14 protein-coding genes and 1 pseudogene are annotated in these 14,651 nt (G+C 66.5%); 9 read left to right on the top strand and 6 right to left on the bottom strand.

Annotation, left to right across the window (positions count from 1 at the left end):
- Positions 1 to 1,904: 1,904 nt before the first annotated feature.
- Positions 1,905 to 2,126: pseudogene (locus tag JO059_RS22870) on the top strand (hypothetical protein); the annotation flags it as partial.
- A gap of 62 nt (positions 2,127 to 2,188) precedes the next feature.
- Here JO059_RS22870 and JO059_RS01230 read toward each other — a convergent pair.
- The 3 genes from JO059_RS01230 to JO059_RS01220 form a co-directional block, all read right to left on the bottom strand.
- Entirely contained in the window at positions 2,189 to 3,529 is a 1,341-nt protein-coding gene (locus JO059_RS01230) for a HAMP domain-containing sensor histidine kinase (protein ID WP_293314103.1), read from the bottom strand.
- Positions 3,530 to 3,556: 27 nt separating this feature from the next.
- Complete coding sequence (prrA, locus tag JO059_RS01225; RefSeq protein ID WP_293314102.1) at positions 3,557 to 4,267, bottom strand: two-component system response regulator PrrA; 711 nt, start codon at positions 4,265 to 4,267, stop codon at positions 3,557 to 3,559.
- Positions 4,268 to 4,359: 92 nt separating this feature from the next.
- Positions 4,360 to 5,499, bottom strand: coding sequence for an FAD-dependent monooxygenase (locus JO059_RS01220; protein ID WP_293314100.1), 1,140 nt, complete (start codon positions 5,497 to 5,499; stop codon positions 4,360 to 4,362).
- Positions 5,500 to 5,599: 100 nt separating this feature from the next.
- On the opposite strand from JO059_RS01220, the gene JO059_RS01215 reads away from it, so the two are divergent.
- Positions 5,600 to 6,160, top strand: a complete 561-nt coding sequence (locus JO059_RS01215) for a TetR family transcriptional regulator (protein ID WP_293314098.1) — start codon at positions 5,600 to 5,602, stop codon at positions 6,158 to 6,160.
- Positions 6,161 to 6,291: 131 nt separating this feature from the next.
- Here the strand turns inward: JO059_RS01215 and JO059_RS01210 are convergent, their stop codons facing one another.
- The gene (locus tag JO059_RS01210; RefSeq protein ID WP_293314096.1) at positions 6,292 to 7,782 is read right to left on the bottom strand and encodes a carboxyl transferase domain-containing protein; all 1,491 of its coding nucleotides are present in this window, start codon (positions 7,780 to 7,782) and stop codon (positions 6,292 to 6,294) included.
- Positions 7,783 to 7,819: 37 nt separating this feature from the next.
- On the opposite strand from JO059_RS01210, the gene JO059_RS01205 reads away from it, so the two are divergent.
- The 7 genes from JO059_RS01205 (at position 7,820) to JO059_RS01175 (ending at position 13,548) form a co-directional block, all read left to right on the top strand.
- Positions 7,820 to 8,554, top strand: a complete 735-nt coding sequence (locus JO059_RS01205) for an enoyl-CoA hydratase (protein WP_293314094.1) — start codon at positions 7,820 to 7,822, stop codon at positions 8,552 to 8,554.
- 5 nt (positions 8,555 to 8,559) lie between these two features.
- Positions 8,560 to 9,678, top strand: coding sequence for an MBL fold metallo-hydrolase (locus tag JO059_RS01200; RefSeq protein WP_293314092.1), 1,119 nt, complete (start codon positions 8,560 to 8,562; stop codon positions 9,676 to 9,678).
- Positions 9,679 to 9,761: 83 nt separating this feature from the next.
- Positions 9,762 to 11,345, top strand: a complete 1,584-nt coding sequence (locus tag JO059_RS01195) for a serine hydrolase (protein ID WP_293314090.1) — start codon at positions 9,762 to 9,764, stop codon at positions 11,343 to 11,345.
- 163 nt (positions 11,346 to 11,508) lie between these two features.
- Entirely contained in the window at positions 11,509 to 11,697 is a 189-nt protein-coding gene (locus JO059_RS01190) for an antitoxin (RefSeq protein WP_293314088.1), read from the top strand.
- 4 nt (positions 11,698 to 11,701) lie between these two features.
- On the top strand, positions 11,702 to 12,175 hold the full coding sequence (locus JO059_RS01185; RefSeq protein WP_293314087.1) for an SRPBCC family protein: 474 nt from the start codon (positions 11,702 to 11,704) through the stop codon (positions 12,173 to 12,175).
- Between the two features lie 100 nt (positions 12,176 to 12,275).
- Positions 12,276 to 13,049: a VOC family protein gene (locus tag JO059_RS01180; RefSeq protein ID WP_293314085.1), complete on the top strand. Its 774-nt coding sequence runs from the start codon at positions 12,276 to 12,278 to the stop codon at positions 13,047 to 13,049.
- 64 nt (positions 13,050 to 13,113) lie between these two features.
- A complete protein-coding gene (locus JO059_RS01175; protein WP_293314083.1) occupies positions 13,114 to 13,548 on the top strand; it encodes a hypothetical protein in 435 nt (144 codons plus the stop codon).
- A 3-nt stretch (positions 13,549 to 13,551) separates the two neighbouring features.
- Here the strand turns inward: JO059_RS01175 and JO059_RS01170 are convergent, their stop codons facing one another.
- On the bottom strand, positions 13,552 to 14,034 hold the full coding sequence (locus tag JO059_RS01170; RefSeq protein ID WP_293314082.1) for a VOC family protein: 483 nt from the start codon (positions 14,032 to 14,034) through the stop codon (positions 13,552 to 13,554).
- A gap of 2 nt (positions 14,035 to 14,036) precedes the next feature.
- Positions 14,037 to 14,651: carotenoid oxygenase family protein (locus tag JO059_RS01165; RefSeq protein WP_293314080.1), on the bottom strand; the 615-nt coding region annotated here is incomplete at its 5' end.

Raw genomic sequence — 14,651 nt, 5'->3', positions numbered from 1 at the left:
GATGCCACCGGGCCCGCGGTAAGCGAAGAGCGATGAACGACGTGAACTGGTGGCTCTTCGGCCTGTCTTTTGTCATGGGGTTGGTGTTGACGCTGGCCCTCTCCGTTCGTCCCCTCAAACGTCAAGTGCGCCCCGCGGTGCTTGCGCATCGGTCGGGCACCGACGCGGAAGCCAAGACCGAGCCGCCCGCAACCCACCCGGTGGCCAATGACTTCTTGACGACCGAATATGGCCCTGCCACAAAGGATTTCGTCGACAACACGTCGCTGTCGACGACCCAGCCTGCTCCATATGAGTTCGTTGGGACCAGTTTGCCGATCGAAGAAGAGTCGTCGAGGGTGAGGGATGCGTTTGCCGATGACGTCTTCGCGGCCCGAATCCCAACGGAAGACGAGTCGGCCACGAGCGTAATGGCGGTTGAACAAGAGCCCCCGCCGGCGGACCATGCGGTCGCTGATGAGTTCGCCGCAGCCAGCGCGCCAGCCGAAGAAGAGTCAGCAACGGCGGCGATTCCCGCCCAACAAGAGCCGCCAACCGCGCGGGAGCCTCAAAGGGCCGAGCATGTCCTCGCGGATGAGCCCTTGGCGACTGGTAACTCGACCGAAGACGAGTCATCGACGACCGTGACTGAAACTCTCCTCCCGGAACACCCACTGAGCGCGAAACACTCCGTCGCGGATGACCTTGGGGCCGGAATTCCGACCCACGATCCGTCGTCGGCGGCCGCGGTTCCAGTGGAAAATGACCGGCCGACGAGGGAGGATTCCGTTGTCGACGAGTCGCGGCCGAGCCGCGTCGTATCCGAAGACGAGTCGCCGACAACCGTGCTTCCCGTCGAGAAAGGGGCTCCTGCCGCGGAGGATGCCATTCCCGAGGAGCCGTCGGCGGCCAACCATTCGGCCGACGATGAGCTTTTTGCGCCCAGCGTGCCTGTCGAAGAAGAGTCGCCGGCGGGCGTGTTTCCCGTCATACGAGAGGGTCCCGCGGCAAACGCTTCAGACGACGAGGCGCCGCCCGCACAGCAGGCGGCAGCCCGCGACGTCGTTGCGACCAGCGTCCCGGCCGAAGCCGAGTCGCGGGCGACCGCAGCCCCTCTCGAGCAAGGACCGACTGAGGGCGAGGATTCCGTCGGCGACCAGCCGCCGGAGGCGAAGCGTGCGGTCGAAGATGAGTCCGCCGCGGCCCGCGTCCCCATCGAAGAAGAGTCGCCGGCGGGCGTGTTTCCCGTCATCCCAGAGACACCGGCGACAGAGGATTCCAAAACCGACGAGCCGGCGGCGGTAAAGCACCCGGCCGCGCAGGATTGGCCGCCGGCGAAGGTTCCCTTCGTCAAGAGGCTACTGGCTAGGAAACACGAGCCGGCTGTGACGGAGATTATCCCGGTTGACGAGCCGCGCGGGGCGGGGCAGCCGGCCATCAGCGAGCCGCCGACGGTCGAGATTCCCGTCGAACACGATCCGCCCACGGCCGAGATCCCTGTGGCGCAAGCGCCGCCGGTGGGGCAGCATTCGGTCGCGAAAGATGCTGCGCCGGCCAAGGTTCCATTCCTCAAGCGACTGCTGGGACAAAGGTCTCCGGACGGTGGAGATCTGCCGAAGTCCACGCAGCCGTCTGCGAAAGGCACGTCGTCGAGGAAGTCCGCGGAGGCGAAGAAGGCGCCGCAGAAGAAGGCTCGCGGATCCAGGCTGAAGCCGGCGAAATATGTTCCGCCCCACGAGTCGCGGCCGGGTAAGAGGGCCGCACCTCCCGGGTCGCGCCCGTCGAGGGAGGTTCCGCCGCCCGGGAAGCGCCCGGCGAAGCAGGCGGGATCTCCGGGAGCGCGGCCGGCGAAAAAGGTTCCACCTTCGCGGGTGCGGCCGCCGAAGAGGGCTCCGGCTATCGAGGATTCGCCGGTCGCGAACAGGCCCAAGCTGCCGTTCGAGCCTTTCGGCCCCGGCTCTGCCCGCGCCACCCCGGACGGCGGCGGACCGGCGGGATGGGTGGTGAAGGGCCGCTCGGATACCCGGCTCTATTACATCCCCGATGATCCGTCGTACGACGCAACTCTCGCGCAGGTCTGGTTCAAGGACGAGAAGGCGGCCGCGAGGGCCCTTTTCACCCCGTGGAGTAAAAGCTCGAGAAAGTAAAGCCCTGTGTGATCCGGAACCGCGCGAAATCGACAACTACTCGGTGTTCGGCAGCCAAGACGCTAGCTCGGGCCGGGGAGGCGCAACACCAGCCGCGCCCCGCCCAGCGGACTGTCTTCCAGCGAAGCCGTGCCGCCGTGCAGGTGGGCCTGTTGCGCCACCAACGCCAGGCCCAGCCCCGACCCCGAATGTGAGGCCGTCGAGCCGCGGGAGAACCGCTCAAACACCACCTGGCGCTCCGATTCGGGCACTCCACCGCCGTTGTCGTCGACGGCGATTTCGACCCCGGCTCGGGAGCTGACCGCTGACAGCTGGACGCGGGTGGCGCCGCCATGTTTGACGGCGTTGGCGATGGCGTTGTCGACGGCCAGGCGCAGACCGGCCGGCAGCCCCACGATGATGCAGGTCGGCGAGGGCACCAGCGAGACATCGAGATCGGGATAGATACGGGTCGCGTCGTGCGCGGCGCGGTCGAGCAGGTCCGTGATGTCGACGGGCACGTGGTCGTCCGATGTCGATAGGTCGCCCTGGGCCAACCGCTCCAGCGCCGCCAGGGTGGCCTCTATTCGCGACTGGGTGCGGATGACGTCGTTGAGCACTTCTTTGCGCTGCTCGTCGGTCATGTCCAGGGTGGACAGCACCTCGAGGTTGGTGCGCATCGCGGTCAGCGGGGTGCGTAGCTCATGGGAGGAGACCGCAGCGAAGTCGCGCGCCGATTCGAGCGCCTCTTTCGTCCGGTTCTGCTCGTCCCAGATGCGCTGCAGCATGCCCCTCATCGCCTCTGCGATCTCGACGGCTTCGCTGGCGCCATGCACTTCGACGCGCGGCGCCTCGTCTCCGGCGTCGATCAATCGGGTCTGCTGAGCGAGCTGTTTGAAGGGGCGCACCGCGAACGCGGCCAGTAGCCAGCCGAAGACCGCCGCTGCGCCGATGGCGAAACCACAGATCAGCATCACCCGGCGGTGCAGGTTGTTGGTCTCCGCGATGGTGGTGTCGTAGGTAGCTCCGACGGCGAGCGATGTCGGCTCGGGGCCGGGAATCTCCACCGTGCGCACGCGATAGCGCACCCCGCGGACGTAGGTGTCGGCATAGTCGACACTCAGCTTGGGCAGCGTGACATCGGAATTCGACTTGACGAGGTCGCCGCGGCGGATCGTCATGATGGCGTCGCGGTCGTTGGGGGAGCGTGGGATTTCGTCGAGGCCCCGCGGCAGGAAGGGGATGGCGAAACCCGCGGCCTCGTCGAGTCGGCGGTCCAGCCGCTCCTTTCGGTCATTGGTGATCCCGACCCAGACGACGGCGCCCACGATGAGCACCGGAATCGCGGCGCCGATCGCCGTCGCCACCACCACCCGGGTCCGCAGCGATGGCGTACGGGCGAAAATCCGGGAAAGTACATTCATGACCGCTTCAATCTGTTAACGCACGAGCTACTGCATCCGCAGCACGAACCCGACTCCGCGTACGGTGTGCAGCAGCCTTGGGCCGCCGTTTGCCTCCAGCTTGCGACGCAGATACCCGATGAACACGTCGACGACGTTGGTGTCGGCGGCGAAGTCATATCCCCACACCAGCTCCAGCAGCTGCGCGCGGGACAGCACCGCCGTCTTGTGCTCGGCCAAGACGGCCAGCAGGTCGAACTCCCGCTTGGTCAGATCGACGTCCACCCCGTTCACCCTGGCCCGACGCCCGGGGATGTCGACTTCCAGCGGGCCCACCGTGATGGTTTCCGAGGAGGACGTCGCGGTGGCGCCGCGGCGGCGCAGCAGCGCCTTGACCCGCGCGACCAGCTCGGCCAGCACGAACGGTTTGACCAGGTAGTCGTCCGCGCCCGCCTCCAGGCCCGCCACCCGGTCGTCGACCGAGCTGCGCGCGCTGAGCACACACACCGGAACGTCGTTGTCCATGGCCCTGAGCGCCGTGACGACACTGACGCCATCCAGCACGGGCATGTTGATGTCGAGCACGATGGCATCCGGCCGCGTCTCGGTGGCGCTCCGCAACGCCTCGGCGCCGTCGACGGCCGTCGACACTTCGAATCCCGACAGGCGCAGGCCGCGTTCCAGCGAAGCGAGCACGTCGGAGTCGTCGTCGACGACCAAGACGCGAGGTGACGTCACACCAGTGTCCATGCGGGCCATTTTGCCGGATTGCGGGCCCGGTCGGTGGGAGGATCACCGCCGGGCCGACGGGGAAACGGCTTGACGAGAGCCGACGGATCATCATTGCGGGGTCACCGGCGTCCCAGGCCGCTCAACTGCACCGCCAGCTGTCGTGGTACCGCGGGAACCCGCGCTGCCACTCGCATTGCCGTGTTTCGGACCGGACGTAGCGGCCGCGGCAGCGTCGCGACCCCGGTCAGCCGTCCGGTCAGTTTGAGCACCTGCTGCGCCCGGGCCCGCTGGGTCGTGGCGTAGGCGTCCAATGCGGCGTCGGAGCCCCCGCGCAAGACTCCCGCGAGCGCGTCGGCCAGTGCGGTCGCATCGGTGATCCCCAAGTTCATCCCCTGACCGCCGGCGGGGCTGTGCACGTGGGCGGCATCACCGGCCAGCAGAAGCCTGCCGTCCCGGTAGCTGTCGGCGACACGGTGGTGAATCTGGAACCGCGTTCCCCACAGCAGGTCGGTGACCACCAGCCGGCCCGGCCCGAAGGCCCGGACGTCCAGCAGCGACTGCACGAATGCGGGCGACGGCATCTTCGGTGCCTCCGCGGCGGGTGCAACGATGCGGAAGACGTCGCCGGGAAGTGGCGCCAGCACCGTCAGGCCTTCTTTGGCGTAGAACAGGATCACCTCGTGGCGGGGTGTCTCGCCGGCAAGTCGCACGTCAGCGAGTGTGAAGGACTCAGCGAATTCGCCGCCTGCGAAGCCGATTCCGGCCTGCGTGCGCACAGTGCTGTGCATGCCGTCGGAGCCGACGACGTAGCCCGCCCTGATGGTGTCGCCGTCGTCGAAAATCGCCGTCACGCCCTCCGCATCCTGGGTGACGCGGCTCAGGGTCTTGGGCCGAAGCACCTCACCGCCCAGTTCGTGCAGCCGTTCCAGGAGTAACCGCTCGGTCTCGGCCTGGGAGAGCATCAGCGTGTACGGGTACCTCGTCGGTAATCGGCTGAAGTCGACCCGGATCAGAACGTGAGCGCCTTCGCGCATGGTGAAGCGCGGCGCGATCAGGCCGGCCTTGACCATTCGCCGGGAGACATCGAGGTCTTCGAGCGCTTCTAGGGTGCGGGCGTTTACCGCCGCCGCCCGCGAGGTGTTCTGCCCCTCCGCCAACTTGTCGACTACCACGGCCCGGAATCCGCGAGCGATCAGGGAAGCGGTCACTGTGAGGCCGGTGGGGCCGGCGCCTACCACCAGGACGTCGGTGTCGTGCATGGCTGGCTCCTCTTGTTCAGGTTAGTCAACGCTTGTTGGCATATTTATTGTGGCGCGGCAGTCAGCTGATGTCAACACGTGTTGGCCTACAATTGTTGACATGAGGAGATCGTCGGATGAAACAAAGGCCGCCATTCTGGCCGCCGCCCGCGAGCAGTTCGGCTCGGCCGGTTTCCAGGGCGCCACCATTCGGGCAATCGCGGCCGATGCGGGGGTGGATCCCGCGATGGTGATGCGCTACTACGGCAGCAAGGACAAACTGTTCGCGGCCGCGGCTGAATTCGATCTGAGGTTCCCCGATCTGGGTGCGATCGACCATGAGCAAGTGGGGCATTCGCTGGTTCGGCACTTTCTCGAACGCTGGGAGGGCGACGAGGCGATGGTGATCCTGCTGCGGTCCAGCGCCACCAACGGCGAAGCTGCGCAACGCATGCAGCACATTTTCGGAACACAATTGCAGCCGCTGGTTGCCGCGCTGGTGCCGCCCGGGCAATCGGCTCTGCGCGCGGGACTGATCGCCACCCAGATCCTGGGTATGGCGTTCTGCCGTTTCGTGTTGCGACTCCCGCCGGTGGTTGCGATGAGCCGGGACGAGATCGTCGAGTGGTTGGGCCCGACGATCCAGCGCTACTGTGGCGGCCCGGATCGCGCCGAGACGTGAACCATGGCGGTTCTTTGCGGCGCTTGCGTGCAGTACCTCCCTCGAAACTGAACCCACCCACTCGCGCATCTGGGCGTCGTGCACGAGGTGCAGGTACCGCGGGCCGGAGAAGCTGGCCCGTACGCGTTCACTCACATGTCGCGAGGCAATCCGATGCGCCGGTAGCGCCGCAGGCGCGCAGCCAACCGCTCAGCAGCCGGCATCTTGCGCAGCGCCTGCAGCTCGCCGGCTATTGCGCGCGACAGTCGCCGGCAGAACTCGACCGGCTCGTCGGCGGCGTCGGGATGCTCAGGCACGATGGCGTCGACGATGCCGGACGCGAGCAGCTCCGCCGACCGAATGCCTTGGGCGGCGGCGAGTTCGGCGGCATGCGCGGTGTCGCGGAAGACGATAGCGCTGGCTCCCTCCGGGGGCAGCGGCGCCAGCCAGCCGTTTAGGGCCGCCAGCACCCGGTCGGCGGGGACCATCGCCAGCGCCGGGCCGCCGCTGCCCTGTCCCAGCAGCACCGACACCGTCGGGGTATCCAGCGTCACCAGCTCGGCGAGACACTGGGCGATCTGGCCGGAAAGGCCGCCCTCCTCGGCTTCGGCCGACAACGCGGGCCCGGAGGTGTCGATCACCAACACCAGCGGCAGCCGTAGCTCGCCGGCCAGCGCCATCCCGCGCCGGGCCTCGCGCAGCGAAGCGGGCCCGACCCGGGCTTCCGAGCCGCCGGTGACACGCTGCTGGCCGAGGAGCACCGCCGGCTGTCCGTCGAATCGGGTCAGGGCCAGCAGCGTCGTCGCTGCTTCCCCGAGGCCGGTGCCCGACAACAACACTTGGTCCGTTCCGCCGTAACGCAGCAGCTGTGCGGCACCCGGCCGGTCCGGCCGTCGCGACGCCAGGACCGAATCCCACGCCGGCACGTCGGGCACCGGTTCGGGTGGCTTCGGATCCGGCAGCGGCTCAGGCGGGTCGGCAATCACCTTCAGCGCGCGATCGAGCGTCCTGCGCAACTCGTCAAGCGCAACCACGCCGTCGATCATCCCGCGCCGCTGCAGATTCTCGGCCGTCTGGACGCCCTCCGGAAAAGGCTCTCCGTAGAGCAGCCGATACACCCGGGGTCCGAGGAAGCCAATGAGAGCTCCCGGCTCGGCGAATGTGATGTGCCCGAGGGAACCCCAGGACGCGAAGACTCCACCGGTCGTGGGGTTGCGCAAGTACACCAGGTACGGCAGGTGCGCCCGTTTGTGGAGCCGGACGGCCGCGGCGATCTTCACCATCTGCAGGAACGCGACCGTGCCCTCCTGCATACGGGTGCCGCCGGAACTCGGCGAGGCCAGCAGCGCCAGCCGCTCGGCGGTCGCGCGCTCCACCGCGGCCGTGATCCTCTCCGCGGCGGCCACGCCGATGGAGCCCCCCAGGAAGCCGAAGTCGCAGACGACCACCGCGACCCGGCGTCCGGATATGCGGCCCTCGCCGGTCAGCACCGCTTCGTCGATCCCGGTGGCGGCGCGGGCCTCGGCCAGGTCACGCCGATAGGACTCGGACATCGGCACAGCCACCGGATCGCTGTCCCAGCTGACGAAGGAGCCGTCGTCGAGCACCGCATCCCGCAGCTGTTCGGTCGTGGTACGCGTCACGCCTAGAGGTTATTGGGAGCTATATAGGCTTGGCCGCATGATCGGTGTTACCCAGGCTGAAGCCGTACTGACCATCGAGCTGCAGCGCCCGGACCGCCGCAACGCCCTGAACTCCGAGCTCGTCGACGAGCTGCGCGAGGCCATGCAGAAGGCCGGCGACGACGGGAAAACGAGAGTAATTGTGCTGACGGGCCAGGGCACCGTGTTCTGCGCAGGCGCCGATCTCAGCGGGGACGCTTTCGCCGCCGACTACCCCGACCGGCTCATCGAGCTGCACAAGGTGATGGATGCTTTGCCTGTGCCGGTGATCGGCGCGATAAACGGCCCGGCCATCGGTGCCGGCCTGCAGTTGGCCATGCGATGTGATCTGCGGGTCGCCACACCGGACGCGTTCTTCCAGTTCCCGACTTCGAAATACGGTCTGGCCCTTGATAACTGGAGCATTCGCCGGCTGTCAACGCTGGTCGGTCACGGGCGTGCCCGCGCGATGCTGCTGACCGCGGAGAAACTGACCGCCGAGGCGGCGCTGTTGACCGGGATGGCCAACCGCATCGGGACGCTGGCCGACGCCCAGGCTTGGGCCGCCGAGGTCGCCGGCCTGGCTCCGCTGGCCATCCAGCATGCCAAGCGGGTGCTCAATGACGACGGCGCCTACGAGGAGCAGTGGCCGGAGCACAAGGAATTGTTTGACAAAGCCTGGAGCAGCCAGGACGTCATCGAAGCACAGGTCGCCCGCCTGGAGAAGCGACCACCCAACTTCCAGGGGGCCTGACGGCCATGTTGCGAGGGGCCCTGAGACTCGCCGCCGGCACGGCGTCGCTGGCGGCTGGTAGCTGGGTGTTGCGCGCGCTGCACGGCGCGCCGGCCGAGCTCGGGGCTTCGCCGGCGTCGATCCGCGCGGTGACCGAGGCGTCGCCGAATTATCACCACGGCGAGTTCGTGAATCTCGACCCTGCCTCGGTATCCAAGATGGACCGCGAACAATTGCGGCTCATCGTCTGGGAGCTTGTGGGTAATCGCGGCGGTAGCCGACCGGCAGCACCGATCCCGTTGGCGGCGCCCGCAATTCTCGGCGGTGACCCCGGCAAGCTGGCCGTGAGCTGGTTCGGCCACTCGACGGCCCTGCTGGAGGTCGACGGTTACCGCGTGCTCACCGATCCGGTGTGGAGTGATCGCTGTTCGCCGTCCGACCTTGTCGGACCGCAGCGGCTGCATCCGCCGCCGGTACAACTCGAGGGGTTGCCCGCCGTCGATGCCGTGGTCATCAGCCATGACCATTACGACCATCTGGATCTGGACACGGTGATGACGTTGGCCCACACTCAGCGGGCCCCGTTCTTCGTGCCACTGGGTGTCGGGGCTCACCTGCGCGCGTGGGGAATTCCCGAGAGCCGCATCGTCGAGCTCGACTGGCATCAGGCAGGCCTGGTTGACCAGCTCAGGGTGATTTGTCTGCCGGCGCGCCACTTTTCGGGGCGGTTCTTCGATCGCAACACGACCCTCTGGGCATCCTGGGCGTTGCTTGGCCCGACGCACCGCGCATATTTCGGCGGCGACACCGGCTATACCAAGAGTTTCCCGCAGATCGGAGCGGACTACGGCCCGTTCGACCTGACCCTCTTGCCGATCGGGGCCTACAACACGGCGTGGCCCGACATTCACATGAATCCGGAGGAAGCGGTGCGCGCCCACCTGGACGTCACCGACTCGGGATCCGGGCTGCTGGTGCCGATCCACTGGGGGACCTTCCGGCTGGCTCCCCACCCGTGGGCCGAGCCGGTCGAACGCCTTATCAAGGCAGCGGAGCCCGCACACGTCCAGGTGGTCGTCCCGACGCCCGGTCAACGCATTGATCCCGCCGCGCCTCGCCGATTCAACCCATGGTGGCGGCTCTGATTCCAAGCTGCCGCAGCTTTGTTGGCCGCGCGGCTCCCCAGCGGACGTTTCGGGGCTGATCGCCGCCACGCTAAGGTGCGCCCATGACGAAACGTGCGGCACGTATCGCTGTTGTGGCGGCCTTGCTCGCATCGACGGGATGCGGGCCCGCGCAGCCGATATCCGGTCCGCCGTCCGCGGTGTCCGACGTGCCGCCGAACGAGTTCTCGGGTCTGAACATCCCCGCCGGGCGCATCAACGACGCCGTCGCACGGGTCGACGGGCTGGTTGGGGCCCTGATGAGTAGCACCGGCATCCCGGGAATGGCCGTAGCCATCGTGCACGGTGGAAAGACCTTATATGCCAAGGGTTTCGGTGCAAAGGATGCAACCAAAGGCGACGGACAAAACAATAAGGTGGACGCGGACACCGTCTTCCAGTTGGCCTCGGTATCGAAATCGATCGGTGCGACGGTGGTGGCACACGAAGTCAGTGACAACGTCATCACGTGGGATACCCCGGTGGTGTCCAAGCTGCCGTGGTTCGCACTCAGCGATCCCTACGTCACCGGTCATCTGACCGTCGCCGACCTGTATGCACACCGCTCCGGGCTGCCGGATCACGCCGGTGACAAGCTCGAGGATCTGGGCTATGACCGTCGGCAGTCGCTTGAGCGGTTGAAGTTCTTGCCGCTGGCTCCCTTTCGAATCAGCTACGCCTACACCAACTTCGGTGTTACCGCCGCGGCCGAGGCGGTCGCGGCCGCGGCGGGCAGAGCGTGGGAGGACCTGTCCGACGACGCACTGTATCGGCCCCTCGGAATGGCTTCCACCAGTTCGCGATTCGACGACTTCGAGAACCGCCCGAACCACGCGGTCAACCACGTCAAAGTGGGCGACAAGTGGGAAGCGCGCTTCCAGCGCAACCCGGACCCTCAGTCGCCCGCGGGCGGGGTGAGTTCGTCGGTCAACGACATGGCGCGCTGGTTGCTGATGCTGCTGGGCAACGGAACTTACGACGGCCGGCGCATTGCATCGCCGGAAGCCTTGCTGCCGGCGTACACCGCGCAGATGGCCTCGGTTCCCGCGACGACCCCAAAGGCCCGGTCCGGCTTCTACGGTTACGGTTTCAACGTCTCGGTGACGTCCTCGGGCCGTACCGTGTACAGCCATTCGGGCGCGTTCTCATTGGGGGCGGCAACGAATTTCGTCGTGATGCCGTCGGAAGACGTGGGCATCGTCGCACTGACGAACGCCGCACCCATCGGCGTACCGGAGGCCCTGACCGCCGAATTCATGGATCTGATCCAGTACGGGGAGATTCGCGAAGACTGGGCCAAGCTGTACAAGCAGGCAATCGGTTGGATGAACAATCCGGAGGGATCGCTGGCCGGCAAGCAACCGCCGGCTGACCCAGCGCCGGCCAGGCCGCTGGGTGACTACGTCGGCGTCTATGCCAACAATTACTGGGGGCCGGCCACCGTGACCGACCGCGACGGTGCGCTGCAGCTGTCACTGGGGCCGCAAAATCGGAGCTTCCCCCTGGCGCACTGGGACGGTGACACTTTCACGTTCGCGCTGACGGACGAAAACGCTCCACCGGGAACGACGTCCAAAGCAACATTTTCACCGAACACGCTCAACCTGGAGTACTTCGACTCGGACCGGCTTGGAACCTTCACCCGCTGACCCCTGCTGACACCCGGGGGTCTGACCGATGCGGAGGTCGCCGAGCGGGTAGCCGAGGGCGAGAGCAGGACTGGCCAGGGTAGGTGCGCGACCCCGGTTATGGCGAGAGCCGCCTACGGCCGCCAAGTAGGATTTCGGGGGAGCAAAGGGGAAGGGGCGCGAAATGGGGTTCCTGGACAAGGCGAAGGGCCTGTTGTCGCAAAACGCCGACAAGATCGAGACGGCGATCGACAAGGCGGGTCAATTCGTTGACGACAAGACGCACGGCAAGTACTCCGACACCATCCACAAGGTGCAGGAAGAGGCCAAGAAGGCCGCTGAATCGGCGGCTAAGGACGACAAGCAGAACTGAACGCATGGCGAAACTCTCTGGATCCATCGACGTACCGCTTCCCCCCGAGGTGGCCTGGAAGCATGCCTCGGACCTGTCTCGGTACAGGGAGTGGCTGACCATCCACCGGGTGTGGCGTAGCAAGTTACCCGACGACATCGAGAAGGGCACGATCGTCGAGTCCATCGTCGAGGTCAAGGGCATGTACAACCGCATCAAATGGACGGTGGTGCGTTATAAGCCGCCGGAAGGCATGACGCTCAACGGGGAGGGCGTCGGCGGCGTCAAGGTCAAGCTGATGGCGAAGGTTCAACCCAAGGACGACGGCTCGGTTGTCGGCTTCGACGTACACCTCGGCGGTCCCGCGCTGTTCGGGCCGATCGGCATGATCGTTGCCGCCGCGCTGCGAAGCGACATCACCCAGTCGCTGCACAACTTCGTGACGGTGTTCACGAGGCCCGACCCGAGCACGAACGGAAATGGCGGCATGGCCCGCTGACCGACTCGGCCGATGAGTTTCCGCGCCGGCGCCGGTCGGTATGAGTGAATGCCCCTTCGGGGGCACTAACACATTCGACGACGATTAGTGAGGAGTCATCGTGCCCATTCGTGACCACGCGCCCCTGGGCGCTCCCTGCTGGATTGATCTGACCACGTCGGACGTCGACCGCGCGCAGGAGTTTTACGGCACGGTCTTCGGCTGGACGTTCGAGTCGGCCGGACCCGACTATGGCGGATACGTCAACGCCGCCAAGGAGGGCCACCGCGTCGCGGGCCTGATGGCCAATCGGCCTGAGTTCCAGTCGCCGGACAACTGGGCCACCTATTTCCGCACCGACGACATCAACGCGACGGTGTCGGCGGTGACATCGGCGGGTGGCAAGGTGTGTGTCGAACCGATGGAGATACCCGCGAAGGGCTACATGGCCCTCGCGACCGATCCGTCGTGCGCCTTCTTCGGGTTGTGGCAGCCGCTGGAGCACCGGGGCTTCGAAGTGGTGGGGGAGGCCGGCTCTCCGGTGTGGCACCAACTCACCACGCGGGATCACCGCGCCGCCGTCGACTTCTACCGCGAGGTCTTCGGTTGGCGGACCGAGGAGGTGTCAGATACCGACGAATTCCGTTACACCACGGCATGGTTCGGTGATGAGCAGTTGCTCGGCATCATGGACGGCAGCGCATGCCTGCCCGAGGGCGTGCCGTCGAACTGGACGATCTTCTTCGGCGCCGAGGATGTCGACGAGACGCTGCGGGCGATCGCCGACAACGGCGGCGCCGTGGTGCGTGGGGCCGAGGACACCCCCTACGGCCGGTTGGCAGCGGCGACCGATCCGACGGGCGTCATCTTCAACCTGTCGTCGCTGCAGACCTGATTCGCGTGCGATCGCAAGCGCGGCGCAGCCGCGCGCGGCGGCCAAGTCGGCTAATCTCGCTGCCATGATTCGCCGGCTGCGCCCCGGTTGGCTGGTGGCATTTTTCGCCCTGCTCGTGTCGGCCAGCGCCTGGCTGCCTTGGCTGACGACGGCGATCAACGGCGGCGGCTGGGCGAGCGCCATCGGAGGCACTCACGGCAACCTGGAACTGCCGCGGGGATTCGGCGCTGGACAGCTCATCGTGTTGTTGTCCTCAACGCTCATCGTGGCCGGGGCGATGGTGGGCCGTGGGCTGTCCGCGAGGCTTGCTTCGGTTGCGGCGCTGGTCATTTCACTGGTGCTGGTCGCGCTTACGGTGTGGTATTACAAGCTCAACGTCAACCCGCCGGTGTCGGCCGATTACGGGCTCTACGTCGGCGCGATCGCAGCCGGCTGTGCGGTGGCGTGCTCGGCCACCGCAGTATTCGCGGCGCTGGCGGCTGGCCGGCCCGACAGGTGAGCTTCAGCCTGACGGGAACTCGTGCTTGCCCGAGGCTGCGCTGTCCTCCGGCTCATTGACGCCGAACACAAAGGGCGCGAAGACGACTTCGCGCCCATCCGGGTCGCTATAGGTGACCGCCCCCGTCGCTTCCCAATAGGGGTGTTGCTCGACCGGCGCCACGCCAGCCGCTTGCAGGCGCGCTATTGCCAGTTGCTGTGCCTCCTTGTCGGGGAAGTACAGGCACAGCTGTTCGTGGTGGTCCGATCCGACGGGTTCGGTCGACTCCACGATTTCCAGCGTCAGGTTCCAGCTGGGCAGGCCGAAGATGGCACCATTGCTGCCGTAGCTACCTTCGAACGTCTCGTACAGTGGCAGCCCCACCAATTCACGGTAAAACCGCACGGTCTCTTCGAAGTTGGACGAGCGACGAGTGAAGCGAATGGCGCCGATCGAGGCCAGCTGAGGCGGCCAGTGTGTCCGGCGGCGTCCTGAGTGCGGGTACATCGTCACAGCCCGATCGCGCCTGCGGCCGACTCTGCGTGATGCCAGTGTCGCAGCTGACTGCCGGGCGCCCACGTCGAATGCGTGCCGCTGGAAATACGTTCCGGCAGTTGAAGTTTGCAGACCGGACCTTCGGTGATCCGGGCCGCATCGAAAACGAGGCAGTAGGAGGCGTCGGCATTCATGTCGGTGGTCAGGGTAACGAGATAACCGTCGTCTTCGCCCGTGGACCCGATCCGTGGCGCCATCGCCGTCTCACTGCCGTACACACCTTCGCCGAAGGCGATTTTCTCGTGATTCCCGGTGAGCACGTCGTGTTTGACCAGCCCGTCGAACAGGAACCAGCCCCGTTTGCCGGTCGCGGCATAGGTATAGCGGTAGCTGCCCGCGGCATAGTCGGGGTTGATGGTGCCTAACTCGGTGATGGACTCCGAGAGTTGCTCCTCTTGCACCCCACCGGAGACCAGGTTGAATCGCCACCGGTGCAGCCGGGCCTGCAGGCGATCCAACGCCAGGAAGCGAAACAGCTTGTCCCACTTGTTGTCACCACCGTTCGCGCGGTCAAGCGGCTGCGGATCGGCCTCGAAGAAGCCGTCGAGCACGATCTCGTCACCGTCTTC

It is taken from the genome of Mycobacterium sp. (assembly GCF_019247615.1).
Taxonomy (GTDB): domain Bacteria; phylum Actinomycetota; class Actinomycetes; order Mycobacteriales; family Mycobacteriaceae; genus Mycobacterium.
Note: the sequence above shows the minus strand (reverse complement) of the source record. Positions and strands in the feature narration are given on the sequence as shown.

What these genes read in the sequence shown, in the direction of transcription:
- JO059_RS01230 (WP_293314103.1), bottom strand. Translation starts at nt 3,529, where the DNA reads ATGAATGTACTTTCCCGGATTTTCGCCCGTACGCCATCGCTGCGGACC.
- JO059_RS01185 (WP_293314087.1), top strand. Translation starts at nt 11,702, where the DNA reads ATGGCGAAACTCTCTGGATCCATCGACGTACCGCTTCCCCCCGAGGTG.
- JO059_RS01200 (WP_293314092.1), top strand. Translation starts at nt 8,560, where the DNA reads ATGTTGCGAGGGGCCCTGAGACTCGCCGCCGGCACGGCGTCGCTGGCG.
- JO059_RS01195 (WP_293314090.1), top strand. Translation starts at nt 9,762, where the DNA reads ATGACGAAACGTGCGGCACGTATCGCTGTTGTGGCGGCCTTGCTCGCA.
- prrA (WP_293314102.1), bottom strand. Translation starts at nt 4,267, where the DNA reads ATGGCCCGCATGGACACTGGTGTGACGTCACCTCGCGTCTTGGTCGTC.
- JO059_RS01190 (WP_293314088.1), top strand. Translation starts at nt 11,509, where the DNA reads ATGGGGTTCCTGGACAAGGCGAAGGGCCTGTTGTCGCAAAACGCCGAC.
- JO059_RS01175 (WP_293314083.1), top strand. Translation starts at nt 13,114, where the DNA reads ATGATTCGCCGGCTGCGCCCCGGTTGGCTGGTGGCATTTTTCGCCCTG.
- JO059_RS01205 (WP_293314094.1), top strand. Translation starts at nt 7,820, where the DNA reads ATGATCGGTGTTACCCAGGCTGAAGCCGTACTGACCATCGAGCTGCAG.
- JO059_RS01170 (WP_293314082.1), bottom strand. Translation starts at nt 14,034, where the DNA reads ATGTACCCGCACTCAGGACGCCGCCGGACACACTGGCCGCCTCAGCTG.
- JO059_RS01215 (WP_293314098.1), top strand. Translation starts at nt 5,600, where the DNA reads ATGAGGAGATCGTCGGATGAAACAAAGGCCGCCATTCTGGCCGCCGCC.
- JO059_RS01220 (WP_293314100.1), bottom strand. Translation starts at nt 5,499, where the DNA reads ATGCACGACACCGACGTCCTGGTGGTAGGCGCCGGCCCCACCGGCCTC.